This window comes from Aquabacterium humicola, assembly GCF_030167915.1.
GTDB classification, from domain to species: Bacteria; Pseudomonadota; Gammaproteobacteria; order Burkholderiales; family Burkholderiaceae_C; genus Pseudaquabacterium; species Pseudaquabacterium humicola.
Window position 1 is genome coordinate 2,146,186 of record NZ_JARGNB010000001.1, and the last position, 18,382, is coordinate 2,164,567.

Below are 18,382 nucleotides of genomic sequence, written 5' to 3' on the forward strand. Positions count from 1 at the left end.
CGCTGCGACAATCGCCGCCCTATGTTGAACTTCCAGTTGCTGGCCACCGAGGGCCTGGCCCGCCGCGGCCGGCTGACGCTGAACCACGGCGTCGTCGAGACGCCGATCTTCATGCCGGTGGGCACCTACGGCACGGTCAAGGGCGTGCTGCCGCAGTCGCTGATCGACATGGGCGCGCAGATCATCCTCGGCAATACCTTCCACCTGTGGCTGCGGCCGGGGCTGGACGTGATCGGGCAGTTCAAGGGCTTGCACGGCTTCGAGGGGTGGAACAAGCCCATCCTCACCGACTCCGGCGGCTTCCAGGTCTGGTCGCTCGGCGAGATGCGCAAGATCTCCGAGGAGGGCGTGAAGTTCGCGTCACCGGTCAACGGCGACAAGCTGTTCCTGACGCCCGAAGTGAGCATGCAGGTGCAGACGGTGCTCAACTCGGACATCGTGATGCAGTTCGACGAGTGCACGCCGTACGAAACCCGCGGCCACCTCACCACCGAGGCCGAAGCCCGCGCGTCGATGGAGCTGAGCCTGCGCTGGGCAAGGCGCTGCCAGGCCGAGTTCACGCGCCTGTCGAATCCGAACGCGCTCTTCGGCATCGTGCAGGGCGGCATGTTCGAGCACCTGCGCGAGGCCTCGCTGAACAGCCTGGTCGAGATGGACTTCCCGGGCTACGCGATCGGCGGCGTCTCGGTCGGCGAGCCGAAGGAGGACATGCAGCGCATCGTCGCGCACACCCCGCACCGCCTGCCCGCGCACAAGCCGCGCTACCTGATGGGCGTCGGCACGCCGGAGGACCTGGTCGACGGCGTGGCCAACGGCGTCGACATGTTCGACTGCGTGATGCCCACCCGAAATGCGCGCAACGGCCACCTGTTCACCCGCTTCGGCGACCTGCGCATCCGCAACGCGCGCTACAAGACCGACCCGCGGCCGATCGACGAGAGCTGCGGCTGCCATGCCTGCAGCAGCGGCACGAGCCGCGCCTACCTGCACCACCTCGACCGCTGCGGCGAGATGCTGGGGCCGATGCTGACCAGCATCCACAACCTGCACTACTACCTGAACCTGATGCGCGAGATCCGCGAAGCGCTCGAAGCCGGCGCCTTCGCGGCCTGGCGCGAGCAGTTCCGCGCCGACCGCGCGCGCGGCGTCTAACCCACCAACGACGCGGCCGCGGCCAACGCGCCGCGAGCCCACCTCCAGACCATCCGCCCCATGGCGACCCGATCAAGACCTCGCCGCGCCGCCCCGGCCGCCGGCACCGACACGCCTGCAGCCGACGCTGCGCCCGCCACCGCACCGGCCGACACGCCCAGACCGAAACGCCCGCCGCGCAAGACCGCGGCCCGCGCAGAGGCGCCGCCCGAGCCGGCGGCACCGGCCGCGGCCGACGCGGTGCCCGCGGCCGAATCGCCGTCGACACCCGCGGCGAAGGCGTCGCCCCGCAGGACTGCCGCGAACAAGGCGCCGGTGAAGAAGGCCTCCGCGGACAAGGCGGCGGACAGGGTGGTGGAGAAGGTGGCTGAGAAGGCGGTGGCAAAGCCCGTCGGGGACGCACCCGTGGCCAAGACACCACCGGCCCGCAAGGCAACCGGCAAGACGGCCGCCACCACCGCCACCACCACCACTACCGCCGACACCGCCGCCACCACCGCTACCAGCGCCGCCCCGAAAGCCGCCCCGAAGACCGCGGCGAAGACCCCGGGCCCGAAGTCGCCGGCGAAGAAACGGGCGGTCCCACCCGCGCTGCCCGCCGTCGACAGCACGCCGCCGCCGGCCCCGGTCGAGGTGACCGCGGCATCCGACGGGCCGGCCGAACCGGCCGAATCGGCGAAGGCGCCGCGCAGCCGCGGCAAGGCGGCGCCGGTCGCGGACGAGGCCGCGGTCGATGCCCCTCCCGCACCGGTGGCGCCTGCCGCGCCGCTGCTGCCGTACAGCGTGGTGCACCTGGTCGACGGCGATGAACGCCGGCTGCGCTGGGTCGCCGGCGCCGGCTGCCCGGACACGCTGCACGAGGCGGCCGCCGAACATGCCGATGCCGACGGCTTCCTGCCCGCCGATGACGACGACGCCCTGCCGACGCTGCTGCGCCTGGCCGACGAAGCCGGCCATGCGCTGCAGGTCGAACCGGCCGCGTGGCTGCAGCTCGCGCATTCCCGCGATGCCCGCCACCGGCTGCACCAGCTCGAAACCAGCTACCCGGAAGGCCCGACGAGCCCGGCATTGCAGGCGCTGCTGCGGGCTCCGCTGGCGCCGTTCCAGGCTGAAGGTGCGCTCTTCGCCACCTGCGCCGGCCGCGCGCTGATCGCCGACGAACGCGGCCTCGGCAAGACGGTGCAGGCGCTGGCCGCCGCCGTGCTGCTGCACCGCCATGCCGGCGTGCGCCGGGTGCTGCTGCGCTGCGCGCCGGCGCGCCGCCTGAGCTGGCAGCGGGAGTGGGCGCGCTTCGTGCGCGAGACCGACCTCGAGCTGCGCATTGGCGACGAGCTCGCCGACGGCTGGACGCCCGACCTGGTGCTGATCGACGAACCGCAGCGGCTCGAGCGATGGGAGGCGATCGACGCGCCGTTCGCGCTGGTGCTCTGCGGCGCCGACCTGTCGGCGCAGCCGGCGCTGCTCGACGCGCTGGTGCGCTTCCTCGATTGCCACCGCCAGGGGCCTCTGGCCCGGCTGGTGCAGCACGGCGCGGCGGCGCTCGACGACGGGCTGCAGACGCTGCTGCTGCGCCGGCGCCGGCGCGAGGTCGCGGCGCAGCTGCCCGATAGCGTTCAAAGCGAGCGGGTGCTGACCATGGAGGCGCCGCAGCGCGCCGCGCACGACCGCGCGCTGGCCGACGCCCGCGCGCGGCTCGCCGGCTGGCGCCGCAGCGGCCGGCTGTCCGATGCCGAGCAGTGGCAGCTCGGGGTCGCGCTGCAGGCCGCGCGCGTGGCCTGCCACCGCGCCGAACCGGGCCAGGCCGACAGCCCGCTGGCCGAAGCGACGCTCACCGCGCTGCAGGACCTGCTCGGCGAGCTGCGCACGACACCCGGGCTGCGCATCGCGCTGGTCTGCCCGACGGCGGCCGATCGCACGCAGCTCGAACGCCGCCTCGGCGTCGCCGGCCGGCTCGCGCTGGTGCTCGACGGCACCGCGCTGCCGGCGGTCGACCTGGTGGTGCGCATCGGCACGCCCTGGCGACCGCAAGCGACGCCGGGGCAGTGCGTCCACCTCGTCGCCGATGCCAGCCTCGACGCCGGCCTGTTCGACACGCTGGCGCTGCGCGCCGACGTGCCCTGCGGCCCGGTCGAAGGCGGCCGCGAGGGCTTCCTGCAGGGCGCGCGGCTGCAGCGCTACCTGCTGGCCGCCGAAGCGGCGCTGAACGCCGCCGGCTGATCGACGATGGCCACGCCGCAGCGCACGGGCCCGCTCGCGACGCTGCTGCATTGGCTGCGCGTGGCCGGCAGCGCGCTGCTCGGCCTCGTCATCCTGTTCGAGGAATGGGGCTGGGAGCCGCTGCAGCGCGCGCTCGCCTGGGTCGGCCGGCTGCCGCTGCTGCGCCAGCTCGAAGCGGGCATCGCGCGGCTGCCGCCGTGGGCCGCGCTGGCGCTCTTCCTGCTGCCCTCGCTGCTGCTGCTGCCGGTCAAGCTGCTGGCGCTGTGGCTGATCGCCCAGGGCCAGGCGATGGCCGGCGTCGGCGTGATCGTCGGCGCGAAGATCATCGGCACCGCGCTGGTCGCGCGCCTGTTCGTGTTGACCCGCCCGGCGCTGATGCGGCTGGCCTGGTTCGCTGCCCTCTACGAACGCTGGACGGCGTGGAAGGAAGGCGTGCTCGCCCGCATCCGCGCCTCCTGGGCCTGGCGCGCCGGCCGCGTGATCAAGCGGGGGCTGAAGCGGCGCTGGCAGCGCTGGCGAGTGACCGCCGTCGATTGACGACGAGGCGGCAGGTCTAGCGCTGCACGAGCGTGATCGACAGGTGGCGGGCCAGCAGCCCCAGCAGTTCGTCGGCGCGGAAAGGTTTGGTCAGGAAGGCGTTGGCGCCGGAGGCCAGCGCGCGCGCTTCGCCGTCGCCGGCGGCACTGGCCGAGATCGAGATCACCGGCAGGCGCTCCAGCCCCGGCAGGCGGCGCAGGCGGCGTGTCGCCTCCAGGCCGTCGAGCACCGGCATCACGTTGTCCATCAGCACGATGTCCGGCCGCAGCGCGAGCGCCTGCGCCAGGCCGTGCTCGCCGTCCTCGGCTTCCTCGACGCGGAAACCCAGCGGCCGCAGCATGTCCGCCAGCACCATGCGGTTCTGCGCGACGTCGTCGACCACCAGCACCATCTTGCGTGGCCCCTCGTAGCCGGTGACGACGCGCGTCGATGCCGGCCGCGCCGGCGCGGCGAGCACCGGCAGCCGCAGCGTGAAGGCGAAGCAGCTGCCCTGGCCCGGCGTGCTGGCGACGGTGATGTCGCCGCCCATGTGGCGCACCAGCTGGCGGCTGATCGCCAGGCCCAGGCCCGTGCCGCCGCGCCGCCGCTGCTGCTCGCCCACTTGCTGGAACGGCTGGAACAGCAAGGCCAGGTCGGCGGCGCCGATGCCGATGCCGCTGTCGTGCACCTCGAAGCGCAGCGCCATCGCCGGCGGCTCGCCGTCGGCCGCCGCGGCCGTCTCGGCGTGCACCTGCAGGCGCACGCGGCCCGCATCGGTGAACTTCGCGGCATTGCCCAGCAGGTTCAGCAGCACCTGGCGCAGGCGCCGCTCGTCGACCAGCACCGTGTGCGGCAGCGGCCCCTCGGTCACGAACTCGAAGGCCACGCCCTTCTGCTCGACGCGCACGCGGCTGATGTTGACCAGGCCCTCGAGGAAGGGCATCAGCTCGACCGGCGCCGGATGCAGGTCGACCTTGCCGGCCTCGACCTTCGCGAGGTCGAGGATCTCGTCGATCAGCCCCAGCAGATGCTGGCCGGCCTGCTCGATGGTCGCCAGGCCGGTGGTCTGGCGCGGCGTCAGCCCGCTGTCCCATTGCAGGATCTGCGCGTAGCCGAGCACCGCGTTCAGCGGCGTGCGCAGCTCGTGGCTCATGCTGGCGAGGAAGTCGCTCTTCGCGCGGCTCGCCTCGGCGGCCTGGTCGCGCATCACCGCCAGGTGCTCGACCATCTGCGCCAGCTCGGCCTCGTGCTGGCGCAGCTGCAGGCTGGCGAGCCGGAACACCTCCACCGCCGCGGCCATCGAGCCGACTTCGTCGCGCCGCTCCATCGCCGGCACGCGGATGTCGTACTCGCCCTGCGCGAGGCGCTGCATCACGCGGGTCATCCCGGTCAGCGGCTCGGCGATGGCGCGGCCGATCAGCCAGGTGGCGATCAGCCCGAGCACGAGGCTCGCGGCCACCGCCGCCAGCATCACGTCGACCGAGCGGGCGACGAAGCTCTCGGTGCGCGCCTGGCGCTCCTTGGCCGCGCGCACGCTGATCTCCGACAGGCGGCCGAGGTAGGCGTCGAGCTGGCTGTAGTGCGCCATCAGGCTGGACACCTGCATCGGGTTGGCCTGCGGCCCCTGCGTTGCCTGCAGCAGGCGGGTGGCGACGATGCGGTAGACGGCCAGCAGCTCGCGGATCGCCTGCAGCAGGTCGGGCTCGATCGAGGTGGCGTTGGTCTCGATGCTCTGCAGCATCGCCTCGACCTGGTCGAGCCGGCGCGGCAGGCTGGCGCGCAACTCGGCCACCGCCTCGGCATCCGGCTGGCGGCTGGTGATCTCGATATGGCGGATCAGGTCGGACTGCACGCCGGCCACGGTCAGCGACACGCGGCTGGTGGTGGTCGCGGTGTCGAAGGCCCCGCCGATGACTTCGCGGAACGCCGCCCCCTGCGCCCGCAGCAGCGCAATCGACCCGGCGGAAACCGCGATGCACAGCAGCATCACGATCAACGGCGCGAGCAGCACCTTGACCCTGATCGACAGACGAGTGAGCATCGACCGCGTACCCCGTCACCCGAACGGCGGCGCCGTGCTCCCTGGATCTCGTGCCGGCGGCGCCTGCCGGATCAGCACCTGCGGCCACAGCCTAGCGCAATCGGTCGCGCGACGACAGGAGGGTGAACCATGCGCAACGCGCGACGTTCCGCGATCCGATTCGCCTCCGGCGGCCTGCTGGCGTTGGCGCTGCCGCCGCTGGCCGCGCAGGGCGACAACGAGATCGTCATGCTCACCGGCAACACCGGCGGCGTGTACTACCCGCTGGGCATCGCGCTGGCGCGCATCTGGGAGCGCACGATCCCAGGCGCGCGCGTCACGGTGCAGGCGACGCAGGCCTCGGTCGAGAACTTCAACCTGCTGCAGCAGCGGCGCGGCAGCTTCGCCTTCGGCCAGGGCGACGTGATGTCCGACGCCTTCAAGGGCAACGCCGAGGCCGGCTTCCCGAGCTCGCGCGACAAGCTGCGCATGGTGGCCGCGCTGTTTCCGAATTATCTGCACCTGGTGGCCGCGCGCGCCGCCAAGGTGCGCTCGGTGGCCGACCTGCGCGGCAAGCGTGTCTCGGTGGGCGCGCTGCGCAGCGGCAACGAGCTGAACGCACGCGTGCTGCTGGGCGCCGCCGGCATGAGCTATGCGGACCTGCGGCGCGTCGACTACGTGCCGTACAACGACGCGATGGCGCTGATGCGCGACGGCCAGATCGACGCGCTGATCGTCTCCGCGGGCCTCGGCGTCAAGGCGGTGGCCGACCTCGCCGACACCGTCGAGGTCGAGATCGTGCCGCTGCCGCCGGAGCTCGTCGCGCGGTCCGCCGGCGTATTCGCGCCGGCGGTGATCCCGGCGCGCACCTACGCCGGGCAGGAGCGGCCGGTCGCCACCGCGGCGCTGATCAACTTCCTCGTCACGCACAGCGAGGTGCCGGCGCCGCAGGTGCACGCGGCGATCAAGGCGCTCTACGCGAACCTGCCGGAGCTGCGCTCGGCACACCCGGCGGCACGCGAGATCCAGCGCGAACGTGCGCTGCAGAGCCGGCCGATCGCGCTGCATGCGGGCGCCGAACGCTACTTCCGCGAGATCGGGCTGCTGCCCTGATCACGGGCGATGGACGTCTGCGTCGCGCTGGTGGCCGGCACGCTGCTGCTGCGCGTGCCGGCGCCGGTGCAACTGCAGTGGACGCACAGCGTCGAGCGGGTGGCGCTGGTCGAGACCTATCACGCGATGTCCTCGGGACTGCGCTTGCAGGAGGTGCGTGGCCGGGGCCTCGGTGCCGGCATCGCGCTGCCGCCACAGACGCGCTGGACAGGCGACGGCTGGTGGGTCTTCGAACCCGAAGCGACGACGCTGCCGGCGCTGCAGCTGGCCAACGCGGGCTCGTCGGCCGGCTACCGGCTGTGCTGGCACGGCGGCTGCGCGGCGCTGGCCGCGCTGCCGGGTGCCTTCGACCAGCCGCTCGTGCTGCGCGCCTGCTAGCGGCACGGGATCGCCGGGCCACCGCGCGGGCCGCGGGCGATCGAGCGCGTGCTGCAGCGCGGCGCCGCTACCAGAAGTCCCAGCGGCCGGTGCTCACCACGTAGAGGCCGAGCACCCCGTTGGTCACCGCATGCGCGATGACCGCGGTCCACAGCCTGCCGGTGGCCCGGTAGAGCAGCGCGTAGGCCAGCCCGGCGACGACCGCGGCCAGCCACAGCGGGTGCACCAGCACGAAGACGAATGTCGACAGCACGACGGCCCGGGCGCCGACGGCCCGCGGGTCGACGCCCTCGAAGACCGGCCGCTCGAACCAGCGCATCAGGAAGGAGCGCCAGAACAGCTCCTCCATCACCGGCACCACCAGCGTCGCGCCGAGCCAGCGCACCGCGACGAGGCCGAGGTCGAACCGGCCGTCGGCGCCGAGCGCATGGAAGGGCGCGCTGGGCTCGCCGAGGCGCATCCACGGCGCGTCGAGCAGGATCCAGGCGACGAAGACCCCGAGGCCGACGGCGACGGCGAGGGCCGCCTCGCGCACGGTGGGTGCGTTCGGGCGCGACAGCTCGCCGTACTCGCGCCACCACCACAGCAGCAGGCCGCCGACGACGACCAAGTTCAGCGCGTAGAGCCAGCGCGCATCGAAGCCCCAGGACCCATCCGTCGGCGCGGCGCCGCGCAGCGCGAGCAGCCCCATGAAGGCGGCGAACGGAGCGATGCGCAGCAGCGCGGCGCGCGACAGCGTCATGTCACGCGCCCCTTCGTGAATCGCGGCCGGCTGCCCTCGCGCATGCTCAGGCGGTCAGCAGCGCCTGGACCCGCGTGCGCAGCAGCGCCGGGCTGACCTGCGCCGCGGGCACCGCTTCACCGGCCACCAGGCCGACCGGGCTCCAGAAGCCGCGCCGGAACGGCCGGATCATCGCGGTGCCGTTCTCGATGCGCGAGAAGTACGAGCCCCACAGGTTCTGCAGCGCCACCGGCACCACCGGCACCGGGCGGCGCTCGAGGATCTTCATGATGCCGCCCTTGAACTCCTGCAGGCTGCCGTCGCGGGTGATGCCGCCCTCGGGGAAGATGCAAAGCAGGTCGCCTTCGGCCAGCACCTGGTCGGCGGCGGCGAACGCGGCGGCGTAGGTCTTCGGGTCTTCCTTCTGCGAGGCGATCGGGATCGCCTTGGCCAGCCGGAACAGCCAGCCCAGCACCGGGACGCGGAAGATGCGGTGGTCCATGATGAAGCGGATCGGCCGCGGGCTGGCCGCCATCAGCACGATCGCGTCGACGAAGCTGACGTGGTTGGCGACCAGGATCGCCGCGCCTTCGACCGGGATGTTGTCGTCGCCGCGCACGCGGAAGCGGTAGACCAGCCGCGTCGTGATGAAGGCGATGAAGCGCAGCAGGTATTCCGGCACCAACAGGAAGATGTAGGCGGCGACGACCGCGTTGGCGATCGCGGTGAACAGGAAGACCTCGGGGATCGTGAAGCCCGCGCCCAGCAGCGCGCCGGCGGCCAGCGCGCTGACGATCATGAACAGCGCGTTGAGGATGTTGTTCGCCGCGATGATGCGTGCGCGGTGCGAGGGCGCGCTGCGCAGTTGGATCAGCGCGTACATCGGCACGCTGTACAGGCCGGCGAAGAGGCTCAGCAGCGCGAGGTCGGTCATCACGCGCCAGTGCGCGCCCTGCGCGAGGAAGGTGGCCAGGCCCTGCGTGGGCACCGAGGGCAGGCCGCGCGAGGCGAAGTACAGGTCGATCGCGAACACGCTCATGCCGATCGCGCCGGCGGGCACCAGGCCGATCTCGACATGCCGCTTGGACAGCACCTCGCACAGCAGCGAGCCGACGCCGATGCCGATCGAGAACACCACCAGCAGCAGCGACGCGACCTGCTCGTCGCCATGCAGCACGTTCTTCGCGAACGACGGGAAGCTCGACAGGAACACGGCCCCGAAGAACCACATCCAGCTGATGCCCAGCAGCGAGCGGAAGACGACGATGTTGCCGTGCGCGAGCTTCAGGTTGCGGATCGTCTCGGTGACGGGATTCCAGTTGATCTGCAGGCCCGGGTCGGTGGCCGGCGTCGGCGGCACGTACTGCGCGGTCAGCCGGCCCAGCACCGCGGCGCCGACGCAGGCGATGGCCACCAGGTTCCCACCGATGCCCGGCAGCGCGACCAGCAGGCCGCCGGCGACGTTGCCGAGCAGGATGGCCACGAAGGTGCCCATCTCGACCATGCCGTTGCCGCCGGTGAGCTCGCGCTCGTTCAGGTGCTGCGGCAGGTAGGCGAACTTGACCGGGCCGAACAGCGTCGAGTGCAGGCCCATCAGGAACACGCAGGCCAGCAGCACGGGGACATTGCGCGTCATGAAGCCGAGCGCCGCGAGCAGCATGATGCCGACCTCGAGGTTCTTCACGAAGCGGATCACCGCGGTCTTGTCGTACTTGTCGGTCAGTTGCCCGCTGGTGGCCGAGAACAGCAGGAAGGGCAGGATGAAGACCGCGCCGATCACCAGCCCGGCCTGCTCCGGCGGCAGCCAGCTGACCTGCAGCTGGTAGGTCACCATCACGGTGAACGCGAACTTGAACAGGTTGTCGTTGCCGGCGCCGAGGAACTGGGTCCAGAAGAAGGGCGCGAAGCGGCGCTGCCCCAGCAGCGCGAACTGGTTCGGGTGGTCCGGATGGCTCAACGCGGTTCCCTCGTTGTTCAGAAGGCCCCGGGGTCCGGGGCCGGTCGGCGGCACGCCGCGAGCATGCCGTCCGTTGCGCAGCGACTGTAGCGGCGGATCAGCGCACGGTCACCGGGGCCGAGCCCAGGCCACTGCGCTGCAGCCACTCGAAGACCGAGTCGACCGTGACGGTTTCGATGCGATCGGCGAATCGCTTCTCGTTCGGGTGGTCGTCGAAGGCGATGTTCGCGGCGGTCGCCCGGGCGCCCAGGCGGGTGAAGGCGCCGAGTTTCAGCACCGTCGGCTGGTAGGCCTTGACCACCAGCCAGGCCTGCGCGGTGTCGCGGTCGCGGGTGTTCGCGGCCGTGGCGGCCAGCGTCTCCAGCGCCCACTGGTTGCTCTGCTGGTAACGCGTGGACCAGGGGTAGGCCACCATGTTGTAGCGGCGCTCGTTCAACGCGGCGACGCGCACGTTGTCCTTCAGCACCGGCAGCAGCTTCGCCTGCAGCTCGGGCGCCAGCACGACGAAGGCGGCCTCGTAGCGGTGCGGGTTGTCGAGGAAGAATTCGCCCAGGCCCTGGCGGTACAGCGCCGCGTCGGCGGTGCCGCAGTGGTTGAGCTTGTGCATGACCCGCCAGGCCGGCTTGCCGTTGACGGTCTCGCGGTAGACGAAGCCCAGGTGCGAGTACTTCAGCCCGTACTTGCCGAGGTCCTGGCCGGCACGCGCCAGGATCAGCACCTCGGCGCCGCTGGCATCCAGCGCCTTCGCGGTGGACGCGGCGAGCGTCATGCCGCGCTCGACGCTGGCCGCTTCGGCCGGCTTCTGCTCGCAGGGCCGGCCGGCCTGCGCCGCCGTCGGCAGCGTGGCGGCGGCGGTGGCGATCAGGCCGGCCGCGGCCAGCCCAACCCCGAACAGACGGCGGCGCTTCATCGCGTGACCCGCTCGTTGTAGAGCAGCGAGGCGCCGATCTCGTTGGGGATGAAGGCGATCGCCTGCGAGCCGGCCGACAGCAGCCAGCCGGCGCTCAGCGCGGTGACCGTCAGGCCGGTGCCGACCGCCATCGCCGACTGGCCGGCGAGCTTGACCGACGCGCGCGCGCCGTCGGAGGCGCGCTCGAGCACCCACACGGTGCCTTCGGCCGAGACCTCGACGGCGGCAACTGTCAGCATCGCGCCGCCGGACAGCAGGGCCGCCGGCGCCGCGACCACCACGGCCACCGGCAGCAGCGAGATCGCGCTGAGTTCGGACGCCGCGTTGTTGTGGGCCTGCGCAGGCAGGCTGGCGAAGGTCATCAGGGCCGCGGCGGCGGCGCTGGCGCACAGCGTGCGCAGGTAGAGGGTCTTGCTCATGATCGGGAGGTCCTTGATGCGTTCGTTGAAAGGTCAGGCCATCGGCGCTTCGCTCGACTCGCGGCGGCCGGCCAGGCGCGCTTCGAGGAGGTCGGCGTCGTGCGCGTCGCGCAACGTCTTGGCCAGCGTGAAGACCTGCGAGATCAGGAACAGCCAGCACACCAGCAGGTAGGCCTTCCACACCGGCTGGATGTCCATGCGGTACAGCCCCCAGCCGGTCAGCGCCATCGCGAAGAAGAAGCCGGCCCAGACGACCAGCTTCCACATCGGCGTGTCGACCGGCCGGTGCTGGTTGTCGCGCACGAACTTGGCGAGCGCGAAGGCGGTCGACAGACAGAACACATAGCCCATCACCATGAACGCACGGTCGATGTCGTCGCCCGGCAGATACGACAGGCCGATCGCGCACAGCGACACGGCGATGCCGAACGAGAGCCAGACCTGCAGGCGCCAGGCCGAGGTGTCGCGACGGATGAGCGGGGTGTTGGAGGGGGTCATGGTCAGCGTGCTGATTCGCTACGCCGGTTGTTGAACACGGGGCGCATGGTGGCGGCTGGGCCGCGCCGGTGCAATGGCGGGACACGCGGTTGCAGCCAATGAATCAAGCGGTACCGTCCGGCGATACCTTTGATACCGGACGGGCCAGGTGCGCGCGGGTGTCGAAGACCGCGGGCGACAGCCCCGAGCCCGCCGCGCGGCCCGCCCCGCCCACGCGCAGGCAGCGCTTCAGCGCGAAGTCGAACAGCAGCGGGTTGCGCGCGCGCAGTGCGTTCAGCGGCGGCAGCAGCGCCGGATCGAGCAGCTGCGCGCGCACCAGCGCGGTGAGCGAGTACAGCGGGCCGATGCCCGGCAGCGGGTAGTCCGAGCCGTGCAGCAGGCGCCCGTGCCAGTCGCTGCGCTCGAGCACCGCGCGCCACACCGAGGCGCTGCGGTTGCGCTGGAACATCGCCGAGACGTCGCCGAGCAGCCGGCCGCGCCACGCCGGCTCGTCCATCAGGCGCGCGAAGAGCTCGAAAGCCGGGCGCTCGCGCAGCCGCGGGGCGTCCAGGTCCCGCGCCTGGCCGAGCGACGCGCAGTGCGCGGCGATCACGCGCACGCCGCGCTCCAGCGGCGCGCGCAGGTGCAGCGGGTTGCCGAGCTCGTCGCGGCCGGCGCCGGGCACCGCGTGCTCCTCGCCGCAGTGCACGATCAGCGGCAGGTCGGCGGCGGCGAGGCGCTCGCAGAAGGCCAGCGAGCGCGGATCGCGCAGGTCGATGTTCATCGCGCTCGGCAGCCACTTGATCGCCAGCGCGCCACCGGCGAGCGCCCGCTGCAGGCATTCGGCGGCGTCCTCGCGATAGGGGTGGATCGATGCGACCCAGGCGAAGCGGTCCGGCTCGGCGCCGGCGATCGACGCGGCATAGGCATCGGGCACGTGGAAGGTGCTCCAGTCGGGCCGGATGCGGCCGCGATCGTCGTGCGCATCGTCGAAGGCATACAGCAGCCAGCGCGCGCCGGCGGGAAAGTCGCGCACCAGCGCGCGCAACCGGTCGAGGTAGGCGCGGTCGATCGACGGTGCGGCCTCGTCGACGCCAGATGCGCCGAGGATCACGCGGCGCCGGACGTATTCGACCGGGTGCCACCACTGCGTCAGGTGCTCGTGGATGCGGCAGCCGCTGCCGGCATCGCCGACGCCGAGCAGGTGGGCGTGCGCGTCCCACAGCGCGGCGGGGTCGAGGCCGTCGAAGCAACGCGCGAGCAGGTCGTCGACGGCGGCCGGGAGCGCGGGTTTCGGCGTCGGTGGTGGCGGCGGCGCCAGCGTCGGTGGCATGGCCCGCAGCGTCGGCGCAGCCGCGCTGTCGTCCGCGAGCAGGCTGCTGAAGAGGCCGGCGGCCGCGGCGGCACAGCAGCCCAGCACATGGCGCCGGTTCGGATGAGGGTTCGTTCGCATCGGGGGGGCGGCCTGTCGGCAAGGGTGGGCAACGGGCCGCGATGCTGCGATGGCCGGCCTGCGCAGGCCAGCCTCTCGATGCCTGGATGACGCGCGTCGGCCCGGCGGTATCCGTTGGTGCTACCGTGCGCGACCATGTCGACCACCCAAGCGCTGATCAACGTCCTCAAGGCCGAGCTGAAGACCGCCGGCATCACCTACGCGGCGCTGGCGCGCGAGCTGGACCTCGCCGAATCGAGCATCAAGCGTATGTTCGCCAAGGGCGACATGCCGCTGACGCGCATCGACGACATCTGCCGCGTGCTGAAGACCGACTTCGCCGAGCTGTCGCGCCAGGTCGCCGCGTCGAAGACGCTGCGTCGCGAGCTGACGATGGAGCAGGAAGCGGCGGTCGTCGCCGATCCGAAGCTGCTGCTGTGCGCGATCTGCGTGCTGAGCCAGTGGACGATGGAGCAGATCGTCGCCACCTACACGGTCAGCGAGGCGGAGGCGATTGCCCGCTTCGCGCAGCTCGACCGCCTGGGCGTCATCGAGTTGCGGCCGATGAACCGCTACCGGCTGCAGCTGGACAAGACCTTCCGCTGGCGGCCGGACGGGCCGGTGATGCAGTACTTCCGCCAGAGGGTGGTCGGCGACTACTACAGCGGCGGCTTCGACGGCGAAGGCGAGCTGCTGATGCTGGTGCACGGCCAGATCGGCCGCAGCCTGGCGGCGCTGTTCAACGAGCGGCTGCAGCGCGTGGCGCAGGACTTCGCGCAGCAGCACCTCGCCGACCAGAAGCTGCCGCCGGACCAGAAGCGGCCCTACACGCTGATGATCGGCATGCGCTCGTGGCTGTTCGCCGCCTTCCGCGACCTGAAGCGCGAGCCGAACGAGCCGGCACCGGCGGGTTTCGCGGTGCGCCAGTTCGTCGGCGGCCGGCGCAGTTCCTGACTCAGGGCTTCGGCGCCGGGCGCGTGATCGCGCCGAGCACCGCATCGGTGTGGGCGCCCAGCGCCGGCGCGAGGTGCCGGATCGCGCCCGGGGTCGCGCTGAGCTTCGGCACGATGCCGGGCACGTCGAGCGCCAGGCCCTCGGCAGTGACGATGCGTTCGAGCATGCCGCGCGCGCGGTAGTGCGCATCGGCCGCGATGTCGGCCACCGTGTAGATGCGGCCGACCGGCACGCTGGCCGCCTGCAGGCGCTCGACGACCTCGGCCACCGGCCGCTGAACGGTCCATGCGGTGATGGCCGCGTCGAGCTCTTCGGCGCGTCCGGCACGCTGCGCGTTGTCGGCCAGCCCCGGATCGGCGGCCAGCTCGTCGCGGCCGATCGCCTGCATCAGCCGCTTGAAGATCGAATCGCCGTTGCCGCCGATCACCACCTGGCCGTCGGCACAGCGGTAGGCGTTCGACGGTGCGATGCCGGGCAGCGCCGAACCAGCCGGCTGACGAACGGTGCCGAACGCGCTGTACTCCGGCAGCAGGCTCTCCATGCAGTTGAAGACCGCTTCGAACAGCGCCACGTCGACCACCTGGCCGCGTCCTTTGGGCGCCAGCGCATCGACGCTCTTGCGCCGGGCCTCCAGCGCCAGCAGCACGCCGATCACCCCATGCAGCGCCGCCAGCGTATCGCCCAGGCTGACGCCGGCACGCACCGGCGGTCGCCCCGGCTCGCCCATCAGGTGGCGCAGGCCGCCCATCGCCTCGGCGACGACGGCGAAGCCCGGCAGGTCGCGGTAGGGCCCGGTCTGGCCGTAGCCGCTGATGCGCAGCATGACCAGGCCCGGGTTGTCGGCCGAGAGCACGTCGTAGCCCAGGCCCCACTTCTCCATCGTGCCGGGCTTGAAGTTCTCGATCAGCACGTCGGCCTCGGCGGCCAGGCGGCGCACGTCGGCGCGGCCCTCGTCGGTGCGCAGGTCGAGCACGACACTGCGCTTGTTGCGGCTCTGCACCTGCCACCAGACGCTGGTGCCCTGGTGCAGCAGGCGCCACTTGCGCAGGGGGTCGCCGTCGCCCGGGGGCTCGATCTTGATGACGTCGGCGCCGAAGTCGCCGAGCGTCTTGCCGGCGAAGGGGCCGGCGATCAGCTGGCCGAGCTCGAGCACCTTCAGGCCGGCCAGGGGGCCGGCGGGCGGCAGATTGGCGTCGTTCATGGCGCGCGCACTGTAGCGCCGCACCCGGCGCGCAGCGCGGCCGGCACGGCCGGCCGCCGCGTCAGCCGGCGACCTTGGCCTTCGCCATGCGCGCCATGAACAGCTCGCGCAGGTTGACCTCCCGCGGGCCGGGCGCCAGCTCGATCACCTGGCCGGCCGCCACGGTGCCGGGCGTGATCACCGCCAGGTAGCTGCCGCAGTAACCCGACTGCGCCATCAGCTTCGCGGCCTGGTTGAAGCCCATCGTCGCGTTGAACTTGAAGCACGGGAAGCGCGGCTCGCTGACGGCGAGCACGCAGTCGGGCAGGAGCAACCGGTCGCCGATCCACAGCCGGTCCTCGGCCAGGCCCTCGATCGTCAGGTTCTCGCCCATCGCGCCGGGTGCCAGCGCCTCGCCCGGCGCCGCGGCGCGGGCCTGCGCGCGCACCGTCTGCCAGAACGCATAGTGCGCCTGCGGGTAGGCGTAGACGGCTTTCGCCAGACCGCCGTGCACGCTGGGATCGGCCTGCTCGTCCCCTTCCAGCCCCAGCGCCCGCACCGCCACCGGGCCGTCGACGGCGCACTTGCGGATGCCGGTCAGCACCGCCTGGCCGTTGATCAGCATCGGGGTGGCCAGCGCGCGATTGACGCTGAGCAAGCGCAGGGCATTCGTCATGGCAAGGGTCGGCGAGCAGAGCGTGCATCGTAGCGGCCGCCGGAGGCCGGTTTCCGTGCATCAAGTCATGCGGAACTCGCATGACCCCCCGGGGCCCGGTGATTACCACCCCATTACACTGGTCCGACAATGCGTTTCCCTCTGGCACGGAGACCCCACCCCCAGGGATGCGCCGTAACCCGCTGAAACCTCACGACGGTTCCGCGGCACCCCTCTTGCCCTCCCGATCCCACCCATTTCTTCGGGCCCGCTCTCCGAGCGGCATTGGTCCAGCCCCTTCCACTCACCGGCGAGGCTGCACCAATCCCGTTTCCTGACATCCGATGATTGGACCTTCGATGAACAAGCCCGTGATGGAAGGCCTGCGCCTGAACGTGCCGGCCTACGTGAAACACGCCCGCCTGGTGTCCTGGGTGGCCGAGATTGCCGCGCTGACCGAAGCCGCGGACGTCTACTGGTGCGATGGGTCCGAGGTCGAGTACGACCGGCTCTGCCAGCGCCTCGTCGACGCCGGCACCTTCCGACGCCTGAACGCCGAGCTGCGCCCGAACAGCTACCTGGCGCTGAGCGACCCGAGCGACGTCGCGCGCGTCGAGGACCGCACCTTCATCTGCAGCGAGTACGAAGAGGACGCCGGCCCGACCAACAACTGGGTCGCGCCCGACGAGATGCGCGACAAGCTGCAGACCGGCGCCGATGCGCTGTTCCGCGGCTGCATGCGCGGCCGCACGATGTACGTGGTGCCGTTCTCGATGGGCCCGATCGGCTCGCCCATCGCGCACATCGGCGTCGAGCTGTCCGACAGCCCGTACGTCGCGGTGAACATGCGCATCATGACCCGCATGGGCCGCGCGGTGTTCGACGTGCTCGGCGAGGACGGCGACTTCGTGCCCTGCGTGCACACCGTCGGCGCGCCGCTGGTGCCGGGCCAGCGCGATGTCGCGTGGCCGTGCAACCAGACCAAGTACATCGTGCACTACCCCGAGACGCGCGAGATCTGGAGCTACGGCTCGGGCTACGGCGGCAACGCGCTGCTGGGCAAGAAGTGCTTCGCGCTGCGCATCGCCTCCACCATGGGCCGCGACCAGGGCTGGCTGGCCGAGCACATGCTGATCCTCGGCGTCACCTCCCCCGAAGGGCGCAAGTACCACGTCGCCGCCGCCTTCCCGAGCGCCTGCGGCAAGACCAATTTCGCGATGCTGGTGCCGCCGGCCGGCTTCGAGGGCTGGAAGGTCACGACGATCGGCGACGACATCGCGTGGATCAAGCCCGATGCGAACGGCCAGCTGCGCGCGATCAACCCCGAAGCCGGCTACTTCGGCGTCGCTCCGGGCACCAACCGCAAGACGAATCCGAACTGCATGGATTCGCTGCAGCGCGACGTGATCTTCACCAACGTCGCGCTGACCGACGACGGCGACGTCTGGTGGGAAGGCATGACGGACGAGCCGCCGGCGCACCTGATCGACTGGCAGGGCAAGGACTGGACACCGGCGATCGCCAAGGAAACCGGCGCCAAGGCCGCGCACCCGAACGCCCGTTTCACCGTCGCCGCGACGAACAACCCGGTGCTCGACCCGCAATGGGACTCGCCGGCCGGCGTGGCGATCGACGCCTTCATCTTCGGCGGCCGCCGCTCGACGACCGTGCCGCTGGTGACCGAGGCCCGCAGCTGGGCCGAAGGCGTCTACATGGCCGCAACGATGGGCTCCGAGACCACCGCCGCCGCCGCCGGCGCGCAAGGCGTGGTGCGCCGCGACCCGTTCGCGATGCTGCCCTTCATCGGCTACCACATGGGCGCCTACTTCGGCCACTGGCTGCAGGTCGGCGCGACGCTGCAGGCGCAGGGCGCGCAGCTGCCGAAGATCTTCTGCGTCAACTGGTTCCGCAAGGGCGAGGACGGCAAGTTCGTCTGGCCGGGCTACGGCGAGAACATGCGCGTGCTGAAGTGGATGCTCGAACGCGTCGACGGCGATGCGGGTGGCACCGAGAGCCTGTTCGGCCTCAGCCCGCGCCACGAGGACCTGAACTGGACCGGCCTCGACTTCACGCGGGCGCAGTACCAAACGGTGATCACCGTCGAGCACGCCGCGTGGAAGCACGAGCTCACGCTGCACGGCGAGCTGTTCGCGCAGCTGTCCGGCCGCCTGCCCGACGAGCTCCTGGAGATCAAGGCGGTGCTGGAGCGCCGGCTCGACCGCTGATCGTCCAGCCTGACCGCTAGACTGCCCCGGGGCGGCCGATCGATTCGGCCGCCCCG

At 71.8% G+C, this 18,382-nt stretch carries 17 protein-coding genes; 7 read left to right on the forward strand and 10 right to left on the reverse strand.

From position 1 onward, the window contains the following. The first annotated feature begins 21 nt into the window (after positions 1-21). Complete coding sequence (gene tgt / locus P1K89_RS09590) at positions 22-1,152, forward strand: tRNA guanosine(34) transglycosylase Tgt (RefSeq protein ID WP_284616147.1); 1,131 nt, start codon at positions 22-24, stop codon at positions 1,150-1,152. On the opposite strand, the gene P1K89_RS09595 is transcribed toward tgt, so the two are convergent. Next, positions 1,149-1,853, reverse strand: coding sequence for a hypothetical protein (locus P1K89_RS09595; protein ID WP_284616148.1), 705 nt, complete (start codon positions 1,851-1,853; stop codon positions 1,149-1,151). The genes tgt and P1K89_RS09595 overlap by 4 nt on opposite strands. Before the next feature lie 49 nt (positions 1,854-1,902). Here P1K89_RS09595 and P1K89_RS09600 point away from each other — a divergent pair, with 49 nt between their 5' ends. Then, positions 1,903-3,369, forward strand: a complete 1,467-nt coding sequence (locus tag P1K89_RS09600; protein ID WP_284616149.1) for a DEAD/DEAH box helicase — start codon at positions 1,903-1,905, stop codon at positions 3,367-3,369. Between the two features lie 6 nt (positions 3,370-3,375). After that, positions 3,376-3,906, forward strand: a complete 531-nt coding sequence (locus P1K89_RS09605) for a hypothetical protein (RefSeq protein WP_284616150.1) — start codon at positions 3,376-3,378, stop codon at positions 3,904-3,906. A gap of 16 nt (positions 3,907-3,922) precedes the next feature. Here the strand turns inward: P1K89_RS09605 and P1K89_RS09610 are convergent, their stop codons facing one another. Beyond that, complete coding sequence (locus tag P1K89_RS09610; RefSeq protein ID WP_284616151.1) at positions 3,923-5,926, reverse strand: ATP-binding protein; 2,004 nt, start codon at positions 5,924-5,926, stop codon at positions 3,923-3,925. Positions 5,927-6,055: 129 nt separating this feature from the next. Between P1K89_RS09610 and P1K89_RS09615 the strand changes: the two genes are divergently transcribed. Next, a complete protein-coding gene (locus P1K89_RS09615) occupies positions 6,056-7,018 on the forward strand; it encodes a TAXI family TRAP transporter solute-binding subunit (protein WP_284616152.1) in 963 nt (320 codons plus the stop codon). Positions 7,019-7,027: 9 nt separating this feature from the next. Next, positions 7,028-7,396 (forward strand): DUF1850 domain-containing protein, encoded by a 369-nt coding sequence (locus tag P1K89_RS09620; protein WP_284616153.1) that lies wholly within the window; start codon positions 7,028-7,030, stop codon positions 7,394-7,396. A 67-nt stretch (positions 7,397-7,463) separates the two neighbouring features. On the opposite strand, the gene P1K89_RS09625 is transcribed toward P1K89_RS09620, so the two are convergent. The 6 genes from P1K89_RS09625 to P1K89_RS09650 all read right to left on the reverse strand — a co-directional run bounded on the left by P1K89_RS09625 (position 7,464) and on the right by P1K89_RS09650 (position 13,333). Beyond that, the gene (locus P1K89_RS09625; RefSeq protein ID WP_284616154.1) at positions 7,464-8,138 is read right to left on the reverse strand and encodes a CAAX prenyl protease-related protein; all 675 of its coding nucleotides are present in this window, start codon (positions 8,136-8,138) and stop codon (positions 7,464-7,466) included. A gap of 46 nt (positions 8,139-8,184) precedes the next feature. Beyond that, positions 8,185-10,074: an MFS transporter gene (locus P1K89_RS09630; RefSeq protein WP_284616155.1), complete on the reverse strand. Its 1,890-nt coding sequence runs from the start codon at positions 10,072-10,074 to the stop codon at positions 8,185-8,187. Between the two features lie 97 nt (positions 10,075-10,171). After that, positions 10,172-10,984 (reverse strand): DUF2145 domain-containing protein, encoded by an 813-nt coding sequence (locus P1K89_RS09635; protein WP_284616156.1) that lies wholly within the window; start codon positions 10,982-10,984, stop codon positions 10,172-10,174. Next, positions 10,981-11,403: a hypothetical protein gene (locus tag P1K89_RS09640; protein WP_284616157.1), complete on the reverse strand. Its 423-nt coding sequence runs from the start codon at positions 11,401-11,403 to the stop codon at positions 10,981-10,983. The genes P1K89_RS09635 and P1K89_RS09640 overlap by 4 nt, the downstream gene beginning before the upstream one ends. A gap of 33 nt (positions 11,404-11,436) precedes the next feature. Next, positions 11,437-11,901 carry a YiaA/YiaB family inner membrane protein gene (locus P1K89_RS09645; RefSeq protein WP_284616158.1) on the reverse strand — a complete coding sequence of 155 codons (465 nt, stop codon included), beginning with the start codon at positions 11,899-11,901 and terminating at the stop codon, positions 11,437-11,439. Positions 11,902-12,004: 103 nt separating this feature from the next. Then, positions 12,005-13,333 carry an amidohydrolase family protein gene (locus P1K89_RS09650; RefSeq protein ID WP_284616159.1) on the reverse strand — a complete coding sequence of 443 codons (1,329 nt, stop codon included), beginning with the start codon at positions 13,331-13,333 and terminating at the stop codon, positions 12,005-12,007. Between the two features lie 135 nt (positions 13,334-13,468). Here P1K89_RS09650 and P1K89_RS09655 point away from each other — a divergent pair, with 135 nt between their 5' ends. Further along, positions 13,469-14,266, forward strand: a complete 798-nt coding sequence (locus P1K89_RS09655) for a helix-turn-helix domain-containing protein (protein WP_284616160.1) — start codon at positions 13,469-13,471, stop codon at positions 14,264-14,266. Position 14,267: 1 nt separating this feature from the next. On the opposite strand, the gene P1K89_RS09660 is transcribed toward P1K89_RS09655, so the two are convergent. Together P1K89_RS09660 and P1K89_RS09665 are read right to left on the reverse strand one after the other, a co-directional pair. Then, the gene (locus P1K89_RS09660) at positions 14,268-15,467 is read right to left on the reverse strand and encodes a CaiB/BaiF CoA transferase family protein (RefSeq protein ID WP_284616161.1); all 1,200 of its coding nucleotides are present in this window, start codon (positions 15,465-15,467) and stop codon (positions 14,268-14,270) included. 61 nt (positions 15,468-15,528) lie between these two features. Continuing rightward, positions 15,529-16,122 carry an MOSC domain-containing protein gene (locus tag P1K89_RS09665; RefSeq protein ID WP_284616162.1) on the reverse strand — a complete coding sequence of 198 codons (594 nt, stop codon included), beginning with the start codon at positions 16,120-16,122 and terminating at the stop codon, positions 15,529-15,531. Between the two features lie 338 nt (positions 16,123-16,460). Between P1K89_RS09665 and P1K89_RS09670 the strand changes: the two genes are divergently transcribed. Beyond that, the gene (locus tag P1K89_RS09670) at positions 16,461-18,326 is read left to right on the forward strand and encodes a phosphoenolpyruvate carboxykinase (GTP) (RefSeq protein ID WP_284616163.1); all 1,866 of its coding nucleotides are present in this window, start codon (positions 16,461-16,463) and stop codon (positions 18,324-18,326) included. The last annotated feature ends 56 nt before the right edge of the window (positions 18,327-18,382 follow it).

Coding starts and splice junctions, on each gene's coding strand:
- tgt (WP_284616147.1), top strand. CDS start 22: ATGTTGAACTTCCAGTTGCTGGCCACCGAGGGCCTGGCCCGCCGCGGC.
- P1K89_RS09605 (WP_284616150.1), top strand. CDS start 3,376: ATGGCCACGCCGCAGCGCACGGGCCCGCTCGCGACGCTGCTGCATTGG.
- P1K89_RS09610 (WP_284616151.1), bottom strand. CDS start 5,926: ATGCTCACTCGTCTGTCGATCAGGGTCAAGGTGCTGCTCGCGCCGTTG.
- P1K89_RS09615 (WP_284616152.1), top strand. CDS start 6,056: ATGCGCAACGCGCGACGTTCCGCGATCCGATTCGCCTCCGGCGGCCTG.
- P1K89_RS09620 (WP_284616153.1), top strand. CDS start 7,028: ATGGACGTCTGCGTCGCGCTGGTGGCCGGCACGCTGCTGCTGCGCGTG.
- P1K89_RS09625 (WP_284616154.1), bottom strand. CDS start 8,138: ATGACGCTGTCGCGCGCCGCGCTGCTGCGCATCGCTCCGTTCGCCGCC.
- P1K89_RS09635 (WP_284616156.1), bottom strand. CDS start 10,984: ATGAAGCGCCGCCGTCTGTTCGGGGTTGGGCTGGCCGCGGCCGGCCTG.
- P1K89_RS09640 (WP_284616157.1), bottom strand. CDS start 11,403: ATGAGCAAGACCCTCTACCTGCGCACGCTGTGCGCCAGCGCCGCCGCC.
- P1K89_RS09645 (WP_284616158.1), bottom strand. CDS start 11,901: ATGACCCCCTCCAACACCCCGCTCATCCGTCGCGACACCTCGGCCTGG.
- P1K89_RS09650 (WP_284616159.1), bottom strand. CDS start 13,333: ATGCGAACGAACCCTCATCCGAACCGGCGCCATGTGCTGGGCTGCTGT.
- P1K89_RS09655 (WP_284616160.1), top strand. CDS start 13,469: ATGTCGACCACCCAAGCGCTGATCAACGTCCTCAAGGCCGAGCTGAAG.
- P1K89_RS09660 (WP_284616161.1), bottom strand. CDS start 15,467: ATGAACGACGCCAATCTGCCGCCCGCCGGCCCCCTGGCCGGCCTGAAG.
- P1K89_RS09665 (WP_284616162.1), bottom strand. CDS start 16,122: ATGACGAATGCCCTGCGCTTGCTCAGCGTCAATCGCGCGCTGGCCACC.
- P1K89_RS09670 (WP_284616163.1), top strand. CDS start 16,461: ATGAACAAGCCCGTGATGGAAGGCCTGCGCCTGAACGTGCCGGCCTAC.